The organism is Bradyrhizobium sp. CSA112 (assembly GCF_029051645.1).
GTDB lineage: Bacteria > Pseudomonadota > Alphaproteobacteria > Rhizobiales > Xanthobacteraceae > Bradyrhizobium.
Window position 1 is genome coordinate 430,745 of the sequence record NZ_JAACFS010000002.1, and the last position, 18,961, is coordinate 449,705.

The 18,961-nt window shown below is 62.2% G+C and carries 22 protein-coding genes and 1 pseudogene; 13 read left to right on the forward strand and 10 right to left on the reverse strand.

Going from position 1 to position 18,961, the window contains the following annotated elements:
* Positions 1–14 precede the first annotated feature (14 nt).
* Positions 15–833 (forward strand): class D beta-lactamase, encoded by an 819-nt coding sequence (blaOXA, locus tag GWE18_RS07035; protein ID WP_275185038.1) that lies wholly within the window; start codon positions 15–17, stop codon positions 831–833.
* A 99-nt stretch (positions 834–932) separates the two neighbouring features.
* Here blaOXA and GWE18_RS07040 read toward each other — a convergent pair whose 3' ends face one another.
* The gene (locus GWE18_RS07040) at positions 933–1,421 is read right to left on the reverse strand and encodes a hypothetical protein (RefSeq protein ID WP_275185039.1); all 489 of its coding nucleotides are present in this window, start codon (positions 1,419–1,421) and stop codon (positions 933–935) included.
* 230 nt (positions 1,422–1,651) lie between these two features.
* Complete coding sequence (locus GWE18_RS07045) at positions 1,652–2,065, reverse strand: DUF4260 domain-containing protein (RefSeq protein WP_275185040.1); 414 nt, start codon at positions 2,063–2,065, stop codon at positions 1,652–1,654.
* 134 nt (positions 2,066–2,199) lie between these two features.
* Here GWE18_RS07045 and GWE18_RS07050 point away from each other — a divergent pair, with 134 nt between their 5' ends.
* Positions 2,200–3,732, forward strand: coding sequence for an acyl-CoA carboxylase subunit beta (locus GWE18_RS07050; protein ID WP_275185041.1), 1,533 nt, complete (start codon positions 2,200–2,202; stop codon positions 3,730–3,732).
* A gap of 73 nt (positions 3,733–3,805) precedes the next feature.
* Positions 3,806–4,333, forward strand: a complete 528-nt coding sequence (locus GWE18_RS07055) for a GrpB family protein (protein ID WP_275185042.1) — start codon at positions 3,806–3,808, stop codon at positions 4,331–4,333.
* A 196-nt stretch (positions 4,334–4,529) separates the two neighbouring features.
* Here GWE18_RS07055 and GWE18_RS07060 read toward each other — a convergent pair whose 3' ends face one another.
* The 3 genes from GWE18_RS07060 to GWE18_RS07070 all read right to left on the reverse strand — a co-directional run bounded on the left by GWE18_RS07060 (position 4,530) and on the right by GWE18_RS07070 (position 5,750).
* Entirely contained in the window at positions 4,530–4,991 is a 462-nt protein-coding gene (locus tag GWE18_RS07060; protein WP_275185043.1) for a VOC family protein, read from the reverse strand.
* Positions 4,992–5,184: 193 nt separating this feature from the next.
* Positions 5,185–5,394: a cupin domain-containing protein gene (locus tag GWE18_RS07065; protein WP_275185044.1), complete on the reverse strand. Its 210-nt coding sequence runs from the start codon at positions 5,392–5,394 to the stop codon at positions 5,185–5,187.
* 146 nt (positions 5,395–5,540) lie between these two features.
* Positions 5,541–5,750 carry a hypothetical protein gene (locus GWE18_RS07070; RefSeq protein WP_275185045.1) on the reverse strand — a complete coding sequence of 70 codons (210 nt, stop codon included), beginning with the start codon at positions 5,748–5,750 and terminating at the stop codon, positions 5,541–5,543.
* 242 nt (positions 5,751–5,992) lie between these two features.
* Here GWE18_RS07070 and GWE18_RS07075 point away from each other — a divergent pair, with 242 nt between their 5' ends.
* The 6 genes and pseudogenes from GWE18_RS07075 (at position 5,993) to GWE18_RS07100 (ending at position 11,195) form a co-directional block, all read left to right on the forward strand.
* Positions 5,993–6,499 carry a hypothetical protein gene (locus GWE18_RS07075; RefSeq protein ID WP_275185046.1) on the forward strand — a complete coding sequence of 169 codons (507 nt, stop codon included), beginning with the start codon at positions 5,993–5,995 and terminating at the stop codon, positions 6,497–6,499.
* Positions 6,500–6,550: 51 nt separating this feature from the next.
* Positions 6,551–7,606 (forward strand): annotated as a pseudogene (gene ftsZ / locus GWE18_RS07080) (cell division protein FtsZ); the annotation flags it as partial.
* A gap of 402 nt (positions 7,607–8,008) precedes the next feature.
* Positions 8,009–8,854: a hypothetical protein gene (locus tag GWE18_RS07085; RefSeq protein ID WP_275185047.1), complete on the forward strand. Its 846-nt coding sequence runs from the start codon at positions 8,009–8,011 to the stop codon at positions 8,852–8,854.
* Between the two features lie 93 nt (positions 8,855–8,947).
* Positions 8,948–9,535, forward strand: a complete 588-nt coding sequence (locus GWE18_RS07090) for an N-acetyltransferase (RefSeq protein WP_275185048.1) — start codon at positions 8,948–8,950, stop codon at positions 9,533–9,535.
* A gap of 207 nt (positions 9,536–9,742) precedes the next feature.
* The gene (locus GWE18_RS07095; protein WP_275185049.1) at positions 9,743–10,732 is read left to right on the forward strand and encodes a tripartite tricarboxylate transporter substrate binding protein; all 990 of its coding nucleotides are present in this window, start codon (positions 9,743–9,745) and stop codon (positions 10,730–10,732) included.
* A gap of 115 nt (positions 10,733–10,847) precedes the next feature.
* Positions 10,848–11,195 (forward strand): hypothetical protein, encoded by a 348-nt coding sequence (locus tag GWE18_RS07100; RefSeq protein WP_275185164.1) that lies wholly within the window; start codon positions 10,848–10,850, stop codon positions 11,193–11,195.
* 131 nt (positions 11,196–11,326) lie between these two features.
* Here the strand turns inward: GWE18_RS07100 and GWE18_RS07105 are convergent, their stop codons facing one another.
* Positions 11,327–12,493 carry a glycerophosphodiester phosphodiesterase family protein gene (locus tag GWE18_RS07105; RefSeq protein WP_275185165.1) on the reverse strand — a complete coding sequence of 389 codons (1,167 nt, stop codon included), beginning with the start codon at positions 12,491–12,493 and terminating at the stop codon, positions 11,327–11,329.
* A gap of 284 nt (positions 12,494–12,777) precedes the next feature.
* On the opposite strand from GWE18_RS07105, the gene GWE18_RS07110 reads away from it, so the two are divergent.
* Together GWE18_RS07110 and GWE18_RS07115 are read left to right on the forward strand one after the other, a co-directional pair.
* Positions 12,778–13,095, forward strand: a complete 318-nt coding sequence (locus tag GWE18_RS07110) for a hypothetical protein (RefSeq protein ID WP_275185050.1) — start codon at positions 12,778–12,780, stop codon at positions 13,093–13,095.
* Positions 13,096–13,290: 195 nt separating this feature from the next.
* Positions 13,291–13,626 (forward strand): twin-arginine translocation (Tat), encoded by a 336-nt coding sequence (locus GWE18_RS07115; RefSeq protein WP_275185052.1) that lies wholly within the window; start codon positions 13,291–13,293, stop codon positions 13,624–13,626.
* Positions 13,627–13,698: 72 nt separating this feature from the next.
* Here the strand turns inward: GWE18_RS07115 and GWE18_RS07120 are convergent, their stop codons facing one another.
* From GWE18_RS07120 to GWE18_RS07130, 3 genes are all read right to left on the reverse strand, one after another.
* Positions 13,699–13,953: a hypothetical protein gene (locus GWE18_RS07120; RefSeq protein WP_275185053.1), complete on the reverse strand. Its 255-nt coding sequence runs from the start codon at positions 13,951–13,953 to the stop codon at positions 13,699–13,701.
* 84 nt (positions 13,954–14,037) lie between these two features.
* Positions 14,038–15,045 (reverse strand): alpha/beta hydrolase, encoded by a 1,008-nt coding sequence (locus GWE18_RS07125; protein ID WP_275185054.1) that lies wholly within the window; start codon positions 15,043–15,045, stop codon positions 14,038–14,040.
* A 306-nt stretch (positions 15,046–15,351) separates the two neighbouring features.
* Positions 15,352–16,050, reverse strand: a complete 699-nt coding sequence (locus GWE18_RS07130) for a metalloregulator ArsR/SmtB family transcription factor (RefSeq protein ID WP_275185055.1) — start codon at positions 16,048–16,050, stop codon at positions 15,352–15,354.
* A 160-nt stretch (positions 16,051–16,210) separates the two neighbouring features.
* On the opposite strand from GWE18_RS07130, the gene GWE18_RS07135 reads away from it, so the two are divergent.
* Positions 16,211–16,519, forward strand: a complete 309-nt coding sequence (locus tag GWE18_RS07135) for an NIPSNAP family protein (RefSeq protein WP_275185056.1) — start codon at positions 16,211–16,213, stop codon at positions 16,517–16,519.
* A gap of 68 nt (positions 16,520–16,587) precedes the next feature.
* The gene (locus GWE18_RS07140; protein ID WP_275185057.1) at positions 16,588–17,400 is read left to right on the forward strand and encodes an isocitrate lyase/phosphoenolpyruvate mutase family protein; all 813 of its coding nucleotides are present in this window, start codon (positions 16,588–16,590) and stop codon (positions 17,398–17,400) included.
* A 50-nt stretch (positions 17,401–17,450) separates the two neighbouring features.
* On the opposite strand, the gene GWE18_RS07145 is transcribed toward GWE18_RS07140, so the two are convergent.
* Positions 17,451–18,320: a VOC family protein gene (locus GWE18_RS07145; protein ID WP_275185058.1), complete on the reverse strand. Its 870-nt coding sequence runs from the start codon at positions 18,318–18,320 to the stop codon at positions 17,451–17,453.
* Between the last annotated feature and the right edge of the window lie 641 nt (positions 18,321–18,961).

Sequence of the window (18,961 nt, forward strand, 5' to 3'; positions counted from 1 at the left end):
GTTCGGATAGAGCCGTGATCAATCGCCGCCATGCGCTCGGCCTTCTCACCGCCGCGAGCATTCTTCCCAACCGCAGTTTCGCCAATGTCTCCTACCAGCGCAGCGAGTTTCGCGACGATCTGGCCAAGCGCTTTTTCGATCTCGGCACGACAGGTACCTTCGTCGGCTACAAGGTGGACGATTATTTGATCATCGCCAGCGACAAGGTCCGCTCGGGCGAGGGCAGGCTGCCGGCCTCGACGTTCAAGATTCCGAATTCGCTGATCGCGCTGGAGACCGGCGTGGTCGAGGACCCCGACAAGGACGTCTTCAAGTGGGACGGCGTGACGCGCAACATCGAGGCCTGGAACAAGGATCACACGCTGCGCTCGGCGATCGCTGCCTCCGTGGTGCCGGTCTATCAGGAAATTGCCCGGCGCATCGGGGCCGAGCGCATGCAGAAATATGTCGACCTGTTCGACTACGGCAACCGCGACATCGGCGGCGGCATCGATCAGTTCTGGCTGACGGGAAATTTGCGCATCGACCCGGTGCAGCAGATCGATTTCGTCGACCGGCTGCGGCGCGGCGTGCTGCCAGTGTCCAAGCGCAGCCAGGAGCTGACACGTGACATCTTGCCGGTGACGAAGGTCGGCGACGCCACCATCCGCGCCAAGAGCGGGTTGCTCGGCGCGGAGCAGGGCAAACCGTCATTGGGCTGGATGGTCGGCTGGGCGGAGAAGGGATCTTCCGCCACCGTGTTCGCCATGAACATGGACTGCAAGGAGCAAAGCCACATCGCGGCGCGCATGACGGTCGTGCAGCAATGCCTCGCCGACATCGTGGCCTATTGACGGGTCGATCCGGCGCATTCGCAAGGATGAGGACCATCGCTGCGCGCATGACGCTGACGCAACCATGCCTCGCTTACCTTGTATCGTGGCGCTTCTTTGCTAACGCCGGTTCAGCGCGAGCGAGACGGACGTGACGTTAGTGCCCTGAGGTTGGATGGACACCGTCTGCCGACCGCCACGCGTCGTCAAAGACAAGTTAGCTGAAAAGCTGTCGCCTCTCGCCGCAGCCTGGACACGATCGCCGGAGGCGCGTCCGGAAAGCGTTCCGGAAGCGTTGCGGCTGGTTTCGCTCCATGAACCTGAGATCGCGCCGCCACGGTATTCAACGTCGCTTGCGAGATCGAAGTTATAGCTTGGGCTGGCACATCTTATATTGAGCCGAAGCTGCTCGCCGGCTCCGGCGACATTGTACGCTGCGCGGCAACGCAATTGCTCCTGTTGTCCGTCCGTGGTGCTGAGCACGCCGCCACCGGACCATGTACCCGCCATGGCGGCAAAGGGGGAGACGGGTGCGGCTAGGGCCGCGCTGCCCGGCAGGGTTAGCGATGCGAGCAGCAACGCCGTTCGGGTGAGACTGGATCCAGACATCTTGATGGCCCTCCATTCGGTTAGGCAATCAACGCCCAAAACCCGAGCCGGTTCATTGTTTGCGGCGCCGCCCTCGGGTCATGTGGGCGGGTTCCACCGCCACTACCCGAGCTTGAACAGCGCCAGCAGGAATTCGCTCACGGCTTTCTGCGCTTCCTTTGCGGTTACCGGATGCCGGCAGAGACGATCACGCGACGGCCGCGTTCACTTACTTTAAGCGTGCCGCCTGCCTAAGCCTTGGTGGACGGCTTCCCGATCCGCCCCAGATGGGTGAAGCCGAAACCGCTGGCATATTTCAGGCCGTAGCCGAGCGCGCGGTCGAAGCCGATATGGGCCAGCCAGATCATGGCGATCGAGAGCACCAGCGGCGAGGCTGTGGCAAATCCGGTCGTCATCATCGCCATCGGCGCGAGGTAGCTATGCACGGCGTTGTAGACGAGGGCGCCGAAACGCGGTCCCGACAGATAGGCCGCAAAGCTGAGATCGGGCACGAAGAACACCAGGGCGTAGACCCACCACGATCCGTCCCAGATATAGTAAAGCAGCGTCATGCCGATAAAGAGCGCTAACCCCTCGAGCCGAAGCACCGCTCGCAGGCCTCCGGTAACGGCGCCTGACGTCTCGGCGCTTGCGGTATCGGTCATTCCATTCCCCTGATCAGGATGGGCATATAGGGCGTGCCGGATGGCGGTACCAGAGGCCGGAAGGGGGTGTTTCCCGTTCAGAAAAGGCCGTGTTAGAAGGCCCCCAAATTGTCACCTGACGGGGCGGAAGCAGCATGAAGGATATCCTGGACACCCTTGAAGCACGGCGCGCCGGCGCCAAGCTCGGCGGCGGCGAGAAGCGTATCGAGGCGCAGCACGCCCGCGGAAAACTGACCGCGCGGGAGCGCATCGAGTTGCTGCTCGACAAGGGCTCGTTCGAGGAATTCGACATGTTCGTCGAGCACCGCTCGACCGAATTCGGCATGGAAAAGACCAAGGTGCCGGGCGACGGCGTCGTCACCGGCTGGGGCACCGTCAACGGCCGCAAGACGTTTGTCTTCGCCAAGGACTTTACCGTGTTCGGCGGCTCGCTGTCGGAAACCCACGCGCTGAAAATTACAAAACTGCAGGACATGGCGATGAAGGCGAGGGCGCCGATCATCGGCCTCTATGACGCCGGCGGCGCGCGCATCCAGGAGGGCGTTGCGGCGCTCGCCGGCTATTCCTATGTGTTCCGCCGCAACGTCATCGCCTCCGGCGTGATCCCGCAGATCTCCGTCATCATGGGCCCGTGCGCCGGCGGCGACGTCTATTCGCCGGCGATGACCGACTTCATCTTCATGGTGAAGCACACCAGCTACATGTTCGTCACCGGTCCCGATGTGGTGAAGACCGTCACCAACGAGGTGGTCACGGCCGAGGAACTCGGCGGCGCCTCGGTGCACGCCACGCGCTCCTCGATTGCGGACGGCGCGTTCGAGAACGACGTCGAGACGCTGCTGCAGATGCGCCGGCTGATCGATTTCCTGCCATCCAACAACACCGACGGCGTGCCGGAATGGCCGAGCTTCGACGACATCGAGCGCGTGGACATGTCGCTCGACACGCTGATCCCCGACAATCCGAACAAGCCCTATGACATGAAGGAGCTGATCAGCAAGGTCGTGGACGAGGGCGACTTCTTCGAGATCTCGGAGGCGTTCGCGAAGAACATCGTCACCGGCTTCGGCCGCATCGCCGGCCGCACCGTCGGCTTCGTCGCCAACCAGCCGATGGTGCTGGCGGGCGTGCTCGATTCCGATGCGTCACGGAAGGCCGCGCGCTTCGTCCGCTTCTGCGACGCCTTCAATATCCCGATCGTGACGTTTGTGGACGTGCCGGGCTTCCTGCCGGGGACCGCGCAGGAATATGGCGGCCTGATCAAGCACGGCGCAAAGCTGTTGTTCGCCTATTCGCAATGCACGGTGCCGCTCGTCACCGTCATCACCCGAAAAGCCTATGGCGGCGCGTTCGACGTCATGGCCTCAAAGGAAATCGGCGCCGACATGAACTACGCCTGGCCGACCGCGCAGATCGCCGTGATGGGCGCCAAGGGCGCGGTCGAAATCATCTTCCGCAGCGACATGAACGATCCTGGTGCGATCGCCAAGCGAACCAAGGAATACGAAGATCGCTTCCTGTCGCCGTTCATCGCCGCCGAGCGCGGCTACATCGACGACGTCATCATGCCGCATTCAACAAGGAAGCGGATCGCCCGCGCGCTGGCGATGCTCAGGGATAAGAAGGTCGAGATGCCGGCGAAGAAGCACGACAATTTGCCGTTGTGAGGGGCGGTAGATGCTAGGGGACAATGCTACTGCGGTTTAGGATACCCGGGCGGCTTGGTCATGGAGCCGAAAGATGGATGAGGTTGAGATTGTTAACTACGATCCGCGCTGGCCGTCATTGTTCGACGAAGAGGCCAAACGGTTGCGCGCGACACTCGATTCGTCCTTCGTATTGGGACTTGAGCATTTCGGAAGTACGGCCGTTCCCGGCTTATCCGCCAAGCCGATCATAGATATTCTGATTGCGGTCCGATCACTGGCAGACGCGCGGGCTAGCTTTGTCGAAGCCCTTCGAAATCTTGATTATATCTACTGGGCCGACAATCCGAAGAAGGATCGAATGTTCTTCGTTAAAGGCATGCCACCCTTTGGATCGAAGCGCTCCCACCATGTGCATGTGACGGAGGTGCATGGAGAGATGTGGCAGCGGTTGGCGTTCAGAGACTATTTGCGCGTTCATCCAGAGGAAGCTGGGATTTACGAGCAGCTCAAGAGACGACTTGCAACCGAATATCAAACGGATCGCGAGGCTTATACCGACGCTAAATCCGCCTATATTGAAAGTGTGATGCGAAAGGCAATCAGCATTAGGGTGGATTAGCGAAGCGTAGTCCGCCCTCGTGTGTGTTGGAGCTGTCGAACGGTGAGCTACGGCTTCCGCCCAGTTTAGCCGAAGGCGTAACCCACCAACATGTCTGGTGCAGATTGATTGCAGGGCAGGCTACGCATCCGCCTTCGCTCTCCCGAGCGTCAACGGACACGCTAACCCACCCCGCATTATTCTACAGCGAGGCGCGCTACGCCGCCTTGTTTTGCTGCTTCATGAATTCCGCCGCGCGCTTCTTGAGCTCGGCAGGCGCAACGTCCTCGACGTGGGTGCCGATGTGCCAGTGATTGCCGGCCGGGTCCACCACGCCGCCGCTGCGGTCGCCATAGAACATGTCCGCGGGCTCCATCACCGACGTCCCGCCGGCCTTCAGCGCCATCTGGTAAACCGCATCCACATTGGGCACGTAGACGTGCAGCATGGCCGAAGTGGGCTTTGCGCGTTCGGAAGCATCGGAAATCATCACGACGGAATCGCCGATCTTGAGCTCCGCGTGCATGATCTTGCCGTCGGGCCGCATCATCGGCTCTAACACGAATTGCGCGCCGAATGCGTTCTTCATGAACTCGACGATCCTTTGCGCGCCGTCGACGACGAGATAAGGGGTGAGGGTGTGATATCCTTCAGGAATGGGCTTTACTTTAGTTGCCATCGCTGTCTCCTTTGGTTTGGATGACGCCTGCAGCAGAACGACCCAACATCCCCTTGTCTTTTGGATTTTCACGCGGTTGTTTGTAGAAAGTGTGACGGGCCGCGACGGCGGGTCGGGTACGTGGGCGCTCGCGCTAGAGGGGTTCCGCGTTATCTTGCTTCTCGGAACAATAGGAAGTCGCGCTGACCATTCCTCAACGCGACACCAGCGGAACAAAATCGTATTCGCCGACGCCTTGCAGAACCAGGAAGGTGAGCGACGTCGTGCCTCCGTTGGTCACCAGATGCGGTCGCCTGGGTTTGACGACATAGACTTCGCCGGGCTTCAAATTCACTTCCTCCTTCGGGTCCTGCAGGAACAGCCGCATGTGGCCTTCCAGAACGTAAAAAAGTATCTGACACATTGGTGTGGGCGTGCCACGGCACCTTCTGGGTTGCAGAGAGCTGCAGCTCAGTAATGCGAAAGCCGGGGCGCGCGGCGTGCTGGGCACGACGCTCGACTTCGTAAAGCTGACTGGCGTCCTTGACTGGCTGCGGCTGGGTCATGACTTCACTCCCCATCGTCCCTTAGCCGCTGCTCACCCTCGCGCAGCCGCTGCGCGATCGCCCTTCGCCTTGGGATCAGCGCGGCCTCATCCGCGAGCCGCTGTGCCAGATCGGAGTGGTATTGCTGCACGACGTCGAGCACTGCTTCCTTGGCGAGCCGGCGATGGTATTCGGCCAGGAATCTGTGGAGGTCAGCGAGCTGTTCTTCGTCCATAGCTATCGCGCCTCAGCCGCGATGGCTGGATTATACCGCAACCTGTTGACCCCACACCAGCTTGCACCGTCCCAATGCCCTGAGTTCCACAAATCCAGCCGCCGCAGAGGGGGCGTTGCGGCAAGTTCAAGTCGACGGAGCGCCGCCCGTTAACCATCTGTTAACCATAACGCCCTTAGCCTTGCGGCCACTACCCGGTCATCATCAGCCGATTCCCGCGGTTCGTTCGAGGAGAACAGCCGATGCCCGTTGAGATTCTGACTTATGGCGCTCTCGGCGCCCGCCTGAAGATTTCGCCAGTGGCCGCCCGTTCGTTTGCCAAGCGGCGCGGCTTGCCACGCTCTCTTTCGGAGGATGGCAGGGCCCTGGTGAGCGTTGATCTCGCTGAGGTCAGGCATAGGCCACAGCCACCGGCCCGTCGCCAGGCAGGCGACGGCGCTCAGTTGACGGCAATGATCGCGACGCTGCAGGCGGAGATCGCGCAGCTCGAGGCCAGGGCAGCCGGCCATCGCGCAGACTTCGAGCACGAACGCGAGCGCGCCGATCGCCTGATGGCTGAGCTACTGCAGGCGGCAGCCGAGACCACGGCCGCCAGGGAGGCGACGGCGCGACTTGAGGGGGAGGTGGCAGCGCTGCGGATCGCTGTCCGGGCTGGTAGTTCGAACGAGAATCACGGACATTCTGCGCGCCGGGTGGGGCATCTGGCTGCGAGCTTGGTGGAAGCAGATCGCAAGGCTGCTGGCGGGTAGCAATCCCTTTTCTCTCATTCCGCGGCTTGGCGGAGCAACCGTGGGGCAAAAATGAGTGGCATCTCCGACGTCCGCGAGCTGAGGGCACGCATCATCGTGTTTGGGGTCGGCGGCGCGGGCGGCAATGCCATCAACAACATGATCGAGGCCGGGCTTGAAGGCGTCGAGTTTATCGTCGCCAATACCGACGCGCAGGCGCTCACCAGTTCGAAGGCCGGGCGCGTCATCCAGATGGGCGCGCAGGTGACCGGCGGCCTTGGCGCCGGCGCACAGCCCGATGTGGGGCGCGCGGCGGCGGAGGAGACACTCGACGAGATCCGCGATCATCTGACCGGCGCGCACATGGTGTTCATCACAGCCGGCATGGGCGGCGGTACCGGCACTGGCGCTGCGCCCATCATCGCCCGGGCCGCGCGCGAGCTCGGCATTCTCACCATCGGTGTCGTCACCAAGCCATTCCAGTTCGAGGGCCAGCGGCGCATGCGTTTTGCCGAATCAGGCATCGCGGAACTCTTGAAGGCGGTGGACACCCTCCTGATCATCCCGAACCAGAACCTGTTCCGGGTTGCCAACGAGAAGACCACGTTCTCCGATGCCTTCGCCATGGCCGATCAGGTGCTTTATTCGGGCGTGGCCTGCATCAGCGACCTCATCGTCAAGGAAGGTCTGATCAACCTTGATTTTGCCGACGTTCTCTCGGTGATGCGCGAGAAGGGCAAGGCCATGATGGGCAGGGGCGAGGCTTCCGGCGACAAGCGCGTGCTCAACGCCGCTATTGCTGCGATTTCCAATCCATTGATCGAGGATCCCTCGATCAAGCGCGCCAGCGGCCTCATCGTCTCCATCACCGGCGGCAGGGACCTCACGCTGTTCGAGGTTGACGAGGCTGCGACCCGCATCCGCGACGAGGCCGATCCGGATGCCAACATCATCGTTGGCGCTACCTTCGATGCAAACCTCGAAGGCTTGGTCCGCGTCTCGGTTGTGGCGACCGGCATCGATAATCTCGGCGCGCCGCGTCAGGCGCAGCCGGCGGAAGGCTCACTCACGGACCTCGCCGGCCGTCTGAGCAACGACAGGCGTCGCATCGCCGACCGGGTCGAGCGTAGTCTACCGCCGCCGCAATTGGAGGGGCCGTCGCTCCTCCCGACGGCCCGCCAACTCGAAGGGCGAACGGCAAAGCCGATCGCGGAACATGCGCGGCAGGCGGCTCCGCAGGGGCTCGATCCCTACGGCCGCGCCGCTCCTGTGCGCAATTCGATCGAGGAAAAAGTTCTCGATATCCCGGCTTTCCTGGGCCGCAAGGCCAACTGAGCCGTCGTTAGAAGAGCCAAGGTAGCTCGCTCTCCACCCACGCTGCAGCGGGCCTGGGCGGTGCCGGAGGATGTTGCCCAAAATCAGCCCCATACTTTCCATCGTCCAGCCTTGCTTTGGTCAAAACGGCGGTAGGAAGTGTTTACAATCCGACGATCGCCCGTTCAGTTGACGGCAAACTGGGAGCAGGCGCCCATGGATTCCCCTGAGGACACCAAGCAAACCGATCCACGCGATGTTAGTCCGGGACTGTCCACGCAAGAGGTTGAGCTGGTCGCGCGCGCCGATGAACGGCTCGCACATGCCTATGAACAGATCGCCCTCGCGGATCAACAGCTCGCGCGTCTCAATGAACAGATTTTAAAGATAGATCACGATGCGGCGCGCGGCTCTTCGGATGCGAAGAGGGCCCTGAAAGAGCTTCATCGGCCTTCGCGTGGCAGGCCGGCGCTGCGCGGCTTCATCGGCCTGCTGTTGACAGCGGGCATCTGTACCGCGGCTTTCGCCTGGCAGTCCTATGGTGAGACGGTCAGGCCGATGATCTCCCGGTGGGCGCCGCAACTGGCCGCAGCTTCGTCGTTGCCGTCGGCGACGCCGGAGCTCGCTGCCCAGGATAGTCCGCCTACTGTTCAGGTGGCTGCGGCGGATGCAGCGCATTCGCAATTATCACTTCCGGCTCAGACCGCGCCGCAAGACGCGGCAGCCGCCCCGATCCCACCCGAGGTGACACAGTCGCTGCAAACGATGGCGCGTGATCTCGCAAACATGCAGCAGGAGATCGAGCAGCTCAAGGCCAGCCAGGATGAATTGGCCCGCGAAAATGCTGGGATCGCCGAACAGCTCAAGGCAAGCCAGGAACAAATTGCGCGCGCGATCTCCAGCGCCTCCGAACAGAACCTGCGACCCAGGACTTCACCGGCGACATCAGCTAATCCGCCGCCGGTTGCCAACCCTGCGCGTAAGCCCGTGTCGACGCCTCCGCCGACGCAAACCAGGGCGCAAGCGCGGGCGCCAGTGCAGTTGCAGCCCCGACAACAGTAGTTTTCATAGCCGCCGCCGTGGTTCTTGAAGAAGGCATCGGCCCGTTTACATTAACGATGCCTAAGATCGAAAGGTGACCGAGGGAGCGACACGATGTCGGCGGTGCCGGAAGTCATATCCGCAGGCGCGAACGACCGGGCAAACGCGATCAGCACCATTGTGCTCGGCTTTGCCGCCGATCCGATGGCGCGTTTTGCTTGGCCCGATCCGTCCGTGTACCTCAGAATAATGCCTCGGATGGTCAATGCTTTCGGCGGCGGTGCTTTCGAGCACGGCACAGCCTACATCACCGAAGGGGCCCGCGCTGCCGCCCTATGGCTGCCACCAGGCGTCGAGCCGGACGAAGCAGAAATGAACGCCATCATGGAGGAGTCCCTGCGCCCGGAGATCGCCGGGGATATCGGGGCCATCATGAAAGGAATGGCCGAACATCATCCGCATGAGCCGCATTGGTATCTGCCTCTTATCGCCGCCGATCCGAAATGGATCGGGCAGGGGCTTGGCTCGTTGCTGATGAAACATGCGCTTCGACGATGCGACGAGGAGGGCATCGCAGCCTATCTCGAAAGCTCGAACCCGCGTAACATTTCGCTCTATGAACGCCACGGCTTCAAGATCACTGGCAGAATCCAAAGCGGCTCTTCGCCAGTGGTGACGCCGATGCTGCGGCCCGCATCCTGAACGTTTGAATTGACTCAACCGAGCATCACCGCACCACATTTTCCAGCTCTCGGAAAATTACAGTTGCAGATGCTATCATCGAGCTGACACGCCCACGAGTTGTGGCGAAAGATCCGGATTTTGTTAACTGCGCTGATCTGTCCCGGCCTTCGCATATGGCAGAAGCCGGGCGATGCGATACCCTCCTTGAAAAATCAAGGAGGAAATATGCCCTTAAAGTTCAACCGCCGTCATTTCATCGCTGCTGGTACGGCCGCTGCCGCGCTGCCTTTTCTTTCGCGTAGCACCCGCGCGCAAGCCGCGTGGCCGTCGCGGAATATCCGCATGGTCTGCAGCTACCCGGCGGGCGGGCAGACCGACCTCTTGGCGCGCGCCTTCGGCGATTACATCTCCAGGCAGGTGGGGCAGAACGTCGTCATCGAAAACAAGGCAGGGGCTTCCGGCTCGATCGGCGCGGCGGAAGTTGCGCGCGCGGCGCCGGACGGCCACACCATCCTGTGCTCTATCTCGACCACTTACGTGATGAACCGGGTGATGATGAAGAATCCCGGCTACGACATGGACAGGGACTTGACGCTCGTCAGCGTCATCCCGGGCGCCGGGCTTCTGCTGGTCGCGAGCCTGGCGTCCGGCGTCAAGACGCTGGACGACTTCGTCGCGTTCGCGCGCAAGAAGGGCCAGGTGAACTTCGGCACCTATAGCGCGGGCTCGGCCCCGCACATGACCATCAACGAACTCAACAAGCAGTATGGTCTCAAGATCGAGCCGATCCACTACCGGGGCGAGGCGCCGATGTGGACGGGGCTGATGGACGGCACGCTCGACGTCGCGATGGGCAGCTACACGGCCGCGCAACCCGTCCTGCAGGGTAACCACGGCGTGGTGTTCGCGGTGCACTCGAAGAAGGTCGCCGCGATCCCGAACGTCAGGACGTTGCCTGAACAGGGCGCGACATCGAAGTTTTTCACGGTGAGCGGTTTCACGGGCTGGGCGCTGCCGAAGGCGACCCCACAGCCGATCGTCGACCGGCTGTCGGAACTCTGCGTGGCGGCCAATAGCGATCCGAAGGTGAAGGAAGTTCTCTCCACTTTCGTGCTGGAGCCGGCGCTCGGCTTCAAGGAAAGCAATGCGCTGTATCAGCGCGAATTGCCGACCTGGATCGAGACCGCGCAGGCGCTCGGCCTGGAACCCGCCTAGCGCGAAAGGCGCTCAGCGGGTAGGGTGGGGGTTCGCCAACGGGTCGCGTGAATGCGCGCCCCGTTGGCTAACCCGCCTTGCGAAACCGACACATTGGTGCTCGATCTTGAATCTGATGGCCGAGGACGACCCGATCGACAAGATCTCACTCATCGAGGAACGGCTCGAGGAGCTTGCCGAAATCTCGGAGCGATGCCGAAAGATCATTCTGGTTTCCAAGGCGGCAATCGCCGGCGGCGTCGCATTGCTGCTCGTTACGATGCTCGGCCTGTTCGGGTCCAGTCAGGTTGCCGTTATCGGCTCGATTGCCCTGATGCTGGGTGGAATCGTGTCGCTCGGATCGAATGTCAGTACATTGCGACAGACCATGGCCGCGATCAGCGCCGCCGAGGTGCTCCGTTCGGACCTGATCAGCAGGATCGATCTCCGGGTGGTTGGTGATAGCCCCATGAAATTGAGTTGACGGGCCTGCTCGCACGTAGGCGGCGCGTAGGATGGGTGGAGCGCAGCGATACCCATCAATAACGGCTACGTCTCAATAACAGCTACGTCGCTGATGGGTTTCGCTTCCGCTCTACCCATCCTACGAAGCCCTCACTTCGTTCCCGTACAACTCGCATAGAACGTCGTCGTCGCCGGCCAGTCCGAGAACATGCCGCGCACGCCGACTTGTTTGGCGAGCACGTCCAGCACCGTCAGCGTATCGCCGTCGCGGTCGATCGCCGCCTTGACCGAGCGGTGATAGAAGCCGCCTCCCTTGTGAAGCGGGCCGTCGCGCTCCAGCGACCAGCCGATCAGGTCGAGGCCGGCGGCCTTCGCGGCCTTGGCGTATTCGGACGGCACGATTTCCTTCTTGTCGTTCAATGCCAGCATCATCGGGATCGGTGGGCCCAGGATCTTCACGCCGGAGGCTTTCAACTCCTCCATTGAAGGCTTCCAGGTCTCAGGCTTGCCGGGATCGAGACCCTGCTTCTCGTAGCGCTCTTCGAGATAGACCGCCTGTGCCCCAAAGTCCGGCTCGGTCTTCACCCAGTGGAGGACATCGGCGAGATTGAAACTCTGGGCGAACACGTCCCTTGAGGGAATGCCGGCCTTCTTGTAGGCCGCAATCATCTGGCTCGCATATTTCTCCTGGGTATAGTCGCCATCGAACGGCATCGGCACTTCCGGCGCCTTCAGCTCCGGCGTGAATTTGGCCCCGAGGCTTTTGATCAGCGCGATGCTCTCGTCATGCGTCATCAGCGTTCCGGAGTTGGCGTGGAGATCGGTGCGCCAGCGTGGCGTGCCGTTCTGGTATTCCTCCGGCGTCTTCGCATCCGGATTGAAGCCGTCCATCTTCGCCGCGAGCGTCCGGAATTCGGCAAGCGTGATGTCGCTGGTGCAGCATTTTGCGGAAGCTTTCTTGCCGGTTGCCGGATCGGGTGCGCTGAAGGGTTGCGAGCATTTTGCGGCAAGCTCCGGCACCGTCAGGATGTTGGTCGTGGTGTGCAGGTCGCATTGCGAGTGCCGGCAGACCAGTTCGCGGTCTTTGGTAAAGGTCACGTCGCATTCGATGATGCCGGCGCCCATCCGGGCGGCCGCTACATAGGACTCGCGGGTGTGCTCGGGAAATTCCAGCGCCGCGCCGCGGTGGCCGATGGAAAAGTCGGTCTTGCGAAACGGCCCGGTGCACTGGCTGAGCTGCTGCTTCAGCGGCCCGTCCTTCATCTTGTCGACGAGATAGAACGGGCGCGGCCCGATCTGCGGCTCGCGCGGCAGCATGATCCCGTCCGCAAGCGCGGGAGCAGTTGCCGCCAACAGGCAGAGGGCTGCGAGGAGGGCGGAGCGATGGCGGGCAGGCATGGGTGGCACCTCGGATAACGCGTTGCGTGCGGCCTTGATATCACGGAGCATGTGACAATTGCGTGTGGAAGGAAGCGCAAATGCGTAGGGTGGGCAAAGGCGCGCTTGCGCCGTGCCCACCATTTCTTGCACCGTCGTTGATGGATGGTGGGCACGCTGCGCTTTGCCCATCCTACAACAAGCAAAATCCTTGGGAGAGAAACATGCCCGCAGCCTTTTTCGTCGTCCGCGCCACCGTGACCGATCCGGCCAAGCGAGAGGCCTTCGACACCTGGTATTCGCACGAGCATCTGCCGGATGCCATGAGATCGTTCCGGGCCGTGAAGGCGTGGCGATACTGGAGCGACACCGATCCGTCGCTGCATCAGGCGATGTACCAATTTCCTGACAAGGCGGCGCTCGATCGCGCAATCGAGGGACCGGAGATGAAGCGTCTGGTGGCGGACTTCAATCGCGACTGGCCGGAGGTGACGCGCACGCGGGAAGTGCTGGTGCTGGCGGAGGAGCTCGCATCGGCCTGAGATGCGGTGTAGTCACACACGCGCGCGACGCAGAAATGCCGCACCAACCACAAAAGTTCCGCTGCGAGCATCAGCGCGCGAAAATAATCTTGGATCGACCTCGTTCGCAGCAAAGCCGAGCGCGCAATTCACCGCGCGTTCATCTCGGCACCTCGAAACTCTCTTTCGCACACAGCAGACGGAGGAGGAGATGTGATGGAGCGCCGCTACTTTCTGAAACTCGCCTTTGGATTTGCCGCGGGCGGTGTCGCGCTCGCAGTGAGCGCGCAAGCCGCGCCGCTGATGCCGGCGCCGCTCGCCGACGACGCCAAGCTGCCCGCCAACAAGGATGCTCAACCCGCTGTCACTTCAGGTGATGAGGTCGATCGCCTGACGGCCGAAGAAGTGCGTTGGGGCCGTGGCCGTCATCGCGGCTGGGGCCGAAGACGCTGGGGCTGGCGCCGCCGGCGTTGGCGTCGCAGGTACTGGGGCTGGCATCGCCGCCGTCGTTGGCGCCGCCGCTACTGGCGTCGTCGTCGTTACTACTGGTAAGCCGCGCCAGAGATTGTTTAGAGAAGAAATAAAAAAGCCCCGCGCGAGCGGGGCTTTTGTGATCTGGAAATCTCAGTAAGCGCGGCAGCGTCCATAGCGCCACACGGTGCCGTAAGGGCACACGCGGCCGGGCCGTACCACGACGGCCGGAGCTGCAGGCCGCACCACGACGACCGGGGCCGCCGGCCGGACAACGACTCTGCGATTGGGTTGGCAGCCGCCATACGGACCACGATGCCAGCCGGGGCCGCATCCGCCGGCCGCTTCTGCGGCGCTAAAGCCGGCAACCGTGCCGAGGGCCAAAACTGCTGCGAAGAGGTATTTCATGCTTTCTCCCGTTTTCGGCCGCAAGGGCGGCACGGAACGGAACTTAGTCCCGAGACCTGAATGGAACATGAATGTTCCCTGATGCTATGGCGCGGCCAGGAATCCGAGCACCAGTTCGTTATATTTACCGGGCGTCTCGAGAAAGACCAGATGTCCCGTGTTCGGGATCACCTCGGCCCGTCCCTTCGCCATCATAGCGGAGAGCGCTTTGGCCAGCTCGGCGTTCTGCCCCATCTTCGCGCGCAGCGCCTCCGGCGCATTGGCTCTTCCCGGCGCGTTCTTGTCGTCGGCGCCCATCACGAACAGCGTCGGCTGCGTGATCAGCGGAATCTCGTGCACAACAGGCTCGCGGTAGATCATCTGCGCCGAGCTGACGAATGCGCGCAACCAGCGCGGATATTCGGCGCTGCCCTTGATGTTGAAACGCGCATCGATGAACGGCGTGATCTGTTCGGGCGGCAGCTTTAGCGCGTAATTGGTTTCGAGCTGCTTGCGATAGCCGTCCGCGGTGAGCTTGTCCTCGTTCTCCAGAATTTTCTCGGTCGGCGTCGGCGGAACGTAGAGCCGGTAATCCTCCAGGCCGATCGGAGCAGTCAGCACGAGATGCGCGATCCGGTCGGGGTAGGCGCGCGCGATCCGAACGCCGAGCATGCTGCCGAGCGAATGCGCCACGATGTCCGCCTTCGCGATTTGCAGATGATCGAGCAACGCGATCGTGTTGCGCGCCAGCGTATCGAAATGCAGGTCACCTTGCGGCTTGGAGGATTTGCCGAAGCCGATCTGGTCCGGCACCACCACACGATAGCCGGCATCGCTCAGCGTCTTGATGACCGGCGCCCAGTAGCTCGACGGGAAATTGCGGCCGTGCAGCAGCACCACGGTGCGCCCGTTCGGCTGCGCCGGAGCTACGTCCATATAGGCCATCCGCACCTGTTCGCCGTCGTTCACCAGCGGCAGCATGTTGACGGGGTAGGGATAGGCAAAACCCTCGAGCGCGATGCCATACGGTTCGCGCGCCGCAGGTTCGGCTGCCTGCGCGCAGGAGAGGCCGCCCACGATAATAGAAAAGCAGATCATGATCGCACGTCGCATCGCAGGCTCCATTGGTTTTGGATGCGGCCTTATTGATGCGATGAAAGCGCGCGGTAAAGCCTTTGCATTTCACGTTTTGGCGAGAGCATGAGCCAGTTAACCCTCATGGTGAGGAGGCGCCAACGGGTCCGCGTGTAGCGCGGCCCGATGACAGGCTCCGCGCCGTCTCCGGACGATGCTCCGCAGCGCCGTCTCGAACCATGGGGCCCGTGGCCCATCCCTCGAGACGCCGCTAACGCGGCTCCTCGGGATGAGGTCGAGAGTGGTTCCCGTTGATGCCTTCGTCGTTGCAGTTCAGAGGAGGCCCTAGTCCTGCGCGTGGCCGAACAGCGCGGCAAACCGCTTTTCGCCGGTGCGGGTGAAATTGACGACGCGGCTGCCCGGCGCGGGGTCGCGCGCCGCCCAGTTGAGTTCGGTGAACCGGTTCATGACCGCGGCGCCCAGCGTTCCCGCGAGGTGATGCCGCCGTTCGCTCCAGTCGAGGCAGGCCTTGCAGACCGGCCTTCGCGGGTGGGCCAGCGTCTCGGTGTCAATCTGCAGCGCCTCAGCCATGAAACGCTTGCCCTCGCCGGTGAGCTCGATCGACTGCTTGGTCTGGCGGACCAGCCGCTGGCTTCGCATGCTGTCGAGCATCTGCACGCCGAGATCGCCGGCAAGATGGTCGTAGCAGATCCGCGCGCGGCGCAGCGCCGGTTCTTTCGGCCCCGTACGCACGCGGGTGTGGCCGGCGCGCTCCGCGAGGCCCGCAAGGCCTTCGAGCACATGAGCGACGTCGGGGCCGGTGAGGCGGTAGTAGCGGTGACGGCCCTGTTTTTCCGGCTCGATCAGGCCGCCGGCCTCGAGCTTGGAGAGATGCGAGCTCGCGGTCTGCGGCGTGATGCCGGCCTGGTGCGCCAGCTCGCTCGCAGTCAGCGCGCGGCCGGTCATCAATGCGGTCAGCATGTTGGAGCGCGCGGGATCGCCGACCAGGGAGGCGACCATGGCGATGTCAGGACCTGCTTTCATAGTTCGATGTTAACCGAAGCATCGTGGTAGGGCAAGCGGGTATTCTCGCAGCCGTCATTGCGAGGAGCGCAAGCGACGAAGCAATCCATTCCTCCGCTTGCGGCGCGATGGATTGCTTCGCTTGCGCTCGCAATGACGTGGGACCACCGGAGATTCATCAATGACTATCACCGTTTTCATCCGCTACCAGCTCGATCCGTTCAAGCGCGCTCTGTTCGAGCAATATTCGAAGAACTGGCTCAGCATCATCCCGAAATGCGGCGGCGACCTGATCGGCTACTGGATGCCGCACGAAGGTACCAACAACATCGCCTTCGCGCTGATCTCGTTCGACAGCCTTGCCGCCTATGAAAGCTACCGGGCGCGGCTCCGCGCCGACAGCGAAGGCATGGCCAATTTCAATTTCGCCGAGGAGCACAAGTTCATCCTCGCCGAGGAGCGGACGTTCCTGCGCAAGGTCGTGGCGTGAGGCGTCTGGCGGAATAGGCGTTGCGTTCCTATCTAGGCGGCGCAAACAAACACCGGAGGGGAGCGACCATGCTGACACCTGCTGACAAACGCGGCGCATTCAGGAAATTGCACGAGAGCGGATGCTTCATCATCCCCAATCCCTTTGATGTCGGCAGTGCGAAAGCGTTGCAGCATCTCGGCTTCAAGGCGCTGGCGTCGACGAGCGCCGGCTTTGCCTGGACGCTGGGTAAGGCCGACAATCGCGTCACCGTCGACGACGTCTGCACGCATCTCGCCGCGATCTGCGCGGCGGTCGATATTCCCGTTAATGCCGATTTCGAGGATGGCTTTGCGCACGAACCGGACAAGGTCGGCGTCAATGTCGCTCGCGCGGTGAAGACTGGCGTGGCCGGTCTTTCGATCGAGGATTTTACCGGAGACAACGCAAAGCCGCTATTCGATCGCGCGCTCGCCGTCGATCGTATCAGGGCGGCGCGCATGGCGATCGACGCCGACAACAGCGGCGTGCTGCTTACCGGCCGCTGCGAGGCTTTCCTGCGCGGGCAGAAGGATCTGAAGCTCGTGATCGACCGGCTCACGGCCTATGCTGAAGCCGGCGCGGATTGCCTCTATGCGCCCGGCATCGCGACGCCGGAAGAGATTTCGGCTGTGGTGAAGGCGGTGGATCCAAAGCCCGTCAATCTGCTGGTCGGCGCGGCCGGCCCGTCGCTGCAGGTGGCCTCGGATCTCGGCGTGCGCCGGATCAGCGTCGGCGCCTCGCTGGCGCGAATGGCGTGGGCCGGCTTCATGAAGGCATCAAAGGAGATGGCGGAGCAGGGCACGTTCACCGAATTCGCCAACGGCTGTCCCGGCGGCGAACTCAACAAGATGTTCAGCTAAAGCATGAACCCATAAAACTGATCACGGTCGGTACCTGCGAGCGCTCTGGTTTAGCGCTTCGGCTTTGGCAGCACCATCCTGCCCTGCGAAGCAATGCCACCCCACTTGGCGGACCAGGCGACTTCCGAGGCTGAGGGTTGCTCGGTGTCTTGCGGACCTCGAGCACCCTGCAGCGCAAACAGTGCGCCTTGGGGATCGGCACATCGCGCGATCCAGCAACCATCCGGCAATTCGGTCGGACCCTGGAGGATCCGGCCTCCGCCATCATTGACGCGCCTGGCGGCCGTGCCGATGTCGTCGACATTGAAGTAATAGAGCCAACACGGCTGCGACACGCTCGGAAGCTTGGTGAGCATGCCACCGATTGTCTGCCCGGCCGCCGAAAACAACTGATAGAGGTCTGCCGCATCGGTTTCACCGTCGGCCTTCTGCCAGCCAAAAAGCTCGCCGTAAAAATCAAAGATCTTGTTCCGGTCTTCAGCCAGCAACTCGTGCCAGCCCACGCGTCCCAGCTCGTCCAGCCCGCTGGGTTGCCGTTGGCCGTACGTCAGTCCGCTGACCAGCGCAAAAGTAGCCTTCTGCGGGTCGGCGACCACTGAAACCCGGCCGATATTGCTCTCTGTTGGTGGCAGCAGGACAGCGCCTCCACGACGCCTGATCTGTGTGGCCGTCGCATCCATGTCATCGACTGCGACGTAGCCAACCCACCTCGGAGTTGCCCCCAATCGCCGCCCTTCTTCCGGTAGATCCATCAGTCCGCCTACCGGAACTTCGCTGGCAGTAAGCACCGTGTAGGCCAGTTCCGGAGTCGACGCATCTTTCCCGACCCAGCCGACGACCTTGCCATAAAAGGCGCTTGCTGCCGCGACATCCGTGGTCAGGAGCTCATACCAGGCGAAGCGTCCGAGTTGATTGACCAAGTCAATTTCTCCGTTCAAGCCTGGAGACAATTGCGCACTGCACCAAGTCGCACTCGTTGCAATCTGCACTGCGGGCGCGGACCGTCGTTGCAATGAACGAAAATGCGGCGACAGCCTTCATGAAGTTGAATGCAATCTGAACGAGCGTCATTACGTTTTCGTGTGCGCATGAATCTTGCCTGCCTTATTTGGTCGGCGTAGGATTGCGTCACGGATATCCTTCTTGCAACATTGGAGGATGCGACCATGCCGCGGGTGAAGCAAGCTTCGAAAAAGAAGCGAGTAACCAGAACCGCAATACCGGCGCTGGGAGCCGCCGGATTAACTTTTTCGCTAGCAGGAGGCGCATCGGCATCGGCCGTACCGACCGGTGACGTTCAGCAGGGGCGGAATTTCGCTCCTGGTATGATGATCACGCTCGGTGAAGAGGAAATTGCCGACGTCAGCCTTGCTACCTTCAATCTCTTCGACGACGAAGAAAATGTACTTAGCGGCGTGCTGCTAGCCCAGCGCGGATGCGGTGGCTGCCGCGGATGTGGTGGCGCCCGGGGCTGCGGTGGCTTCCGCGGATGCGGTGGTTGTCGCGGCTGCGGAGGCTGTGGATGCAGAGCCTGCCGATGCGGCGTCGGCTGTGGAGGCTG

What these genes read in the sequence shown, in the direction of transcription:
- GWE18_RS07125 (WP_275185054.1), bottom strand. Translation starts at nt 15,045, where the DNA reads ATGCGACGTGCGATCATGATCTGCTTTTCTATTATCGTGGGCGGCCTC.
- GWE18_RS07140 (WP_275185057.1), top strand. Translation starts at nt 16,588, where the DNA reads ATGCTGACACCTGCTGACAAACGCGGCGCATTCAGGAAATTGCACGAG.
- GWE18_RS07110 (WP_275185050.1), top strand. Translation starts at nt 12,778, where the DNA reads ATGCCCGCAGCCTTTTTCGTCGTCCGCGCCACCGTGACCGATCCGGCC.
- GWE18_RS07070 (WP_275185045.1), bottom strand. Translation starts at nt 5,750, where the DNA reads ATGGACGAAGAACAGCTCGCTGACCTCCACAGATTCCTGGCCGAATAC.
- GWE18_RS07105 (WP_275185165.1), bottom strand. Translation starts at nt 12,493, where the DNA reads ATGCTGCCGCGCGAGCCGCAGATCGGGCCGCGCCCGTTCTATCTCGTC.
- GWE18_RS07040 (WP_275185039.1), bottom strand. Translation starts at nt 1,421, where the DNA reads ATGTCTGGATCCAGTCTCACCCGAACGGCGTTGCTGCTCGCATCGCTA.
- GWE18_RS07060 (WP_275185043.1), bottom strand. Translation starts at nt 4,991, where the DNA reads ATGGCAACTAAAGTAAAGCCCATTCCTGAAGGATATCACACCCTCACC.
- GWE18_RS07045 (WP_275185040.1), bottom strand. Translation starts at nt 2,065, where the DNA reads ATGACCGATACCGCAAGCGCCGAGACGTCAGGCGCCGTTACCGGAGGC.
- GWE18_RS07055 (WP_275185042.1), top strand. Translation starts at nt 3,806, where the DNA reads ATGGATGAGGTTGAGATTGTTAACTACGATCCGCGCTGGCCGTCATTG.
- GWE18_RS07120 (WP_275185053.1), bottom strand. Translation starts at nt 13,953, where the DNA reads ATGAAATACCTCTTCGCAGCAGTTTTGGCCCTCGGCACGGTTGCCGGC.
- GWE18_RS07095 (WP_275185049.1), top strand. Translation starts at nt 9,743, where the DNA reads ATGCCCTTAAAGTTCAACCGCCGTCATTTCATCGCTGCTGGTACGGCC.
- GWE18_RS07130 (WP_275185055.1), bottom strand. Translation starts at nt 16,050, where the DNA reads ATGAAAGCAGGTCCTGACATCGCCATGGTCGCCTCCCTGGTCGGCGAT.
- GWE18_RS07085 (WP_275185047.1), top strand. Translation starts at nt 8,009, where the DNA reads ATGGATTCCCCTGAGGACACCAAGCAAACCGATCCACGCGATGTTAGT.
- GWE18_RS07135 (WP_275185056.1), top strand. Translation starts at nt 16,211, where the DNA reads ATGACTATCACCGTTTTCATCCGCTACCAGCTCGATCCGTTCAAGCGC.
- GWE18_RS07090 (WP_275185048.1), top strand. Translation starts at nt 8,948, where the DNA reads ATGTCGGCGGTGCCGGAAGTCATATCCGCAGGCGCGAACGACCGGGCA.
- GWE18_RS07065 (WP_275185044.1), bottom strand. Translation starts at nt 5,394, where the DNA reads ATGTGTCAGATACTTTTTTACGTTCTGGAAGGCCACATGCGGCTGTTC.
- GWE18_RS07115 (WP_275185052.1), top strand. Translation starts at nt 13,291, where the DNA reads ATGGAGCGCCGCTACTTTCTGAAACTCGCCTTTGGATTTGCCGCGGGC.
- GWE18_RS07100 (WP_275185164.1), top strand. Translation starts at nt 10,848, where the DNA reads ATGGCCGAGGACGACCCGATCGACAAGATCTCACTCATCGAGGAACGG.
- GWE18_RS07050 (WP_275185041.1), top strand. Translation starts at nt 2,200, where the DNA reads ATGAAGGATATCCTGGACACCCTTGAAGCACGGCGCGCCGGCGCCAAG.
- GWE18_RS07075 (WP_275185046.1), top strand. Translation starts at nt 5,993, where the DNA reads ATGCCCGTTGAGATTCTGACTTATGGCGCTCTCGGCGCCCGCCTGAAG.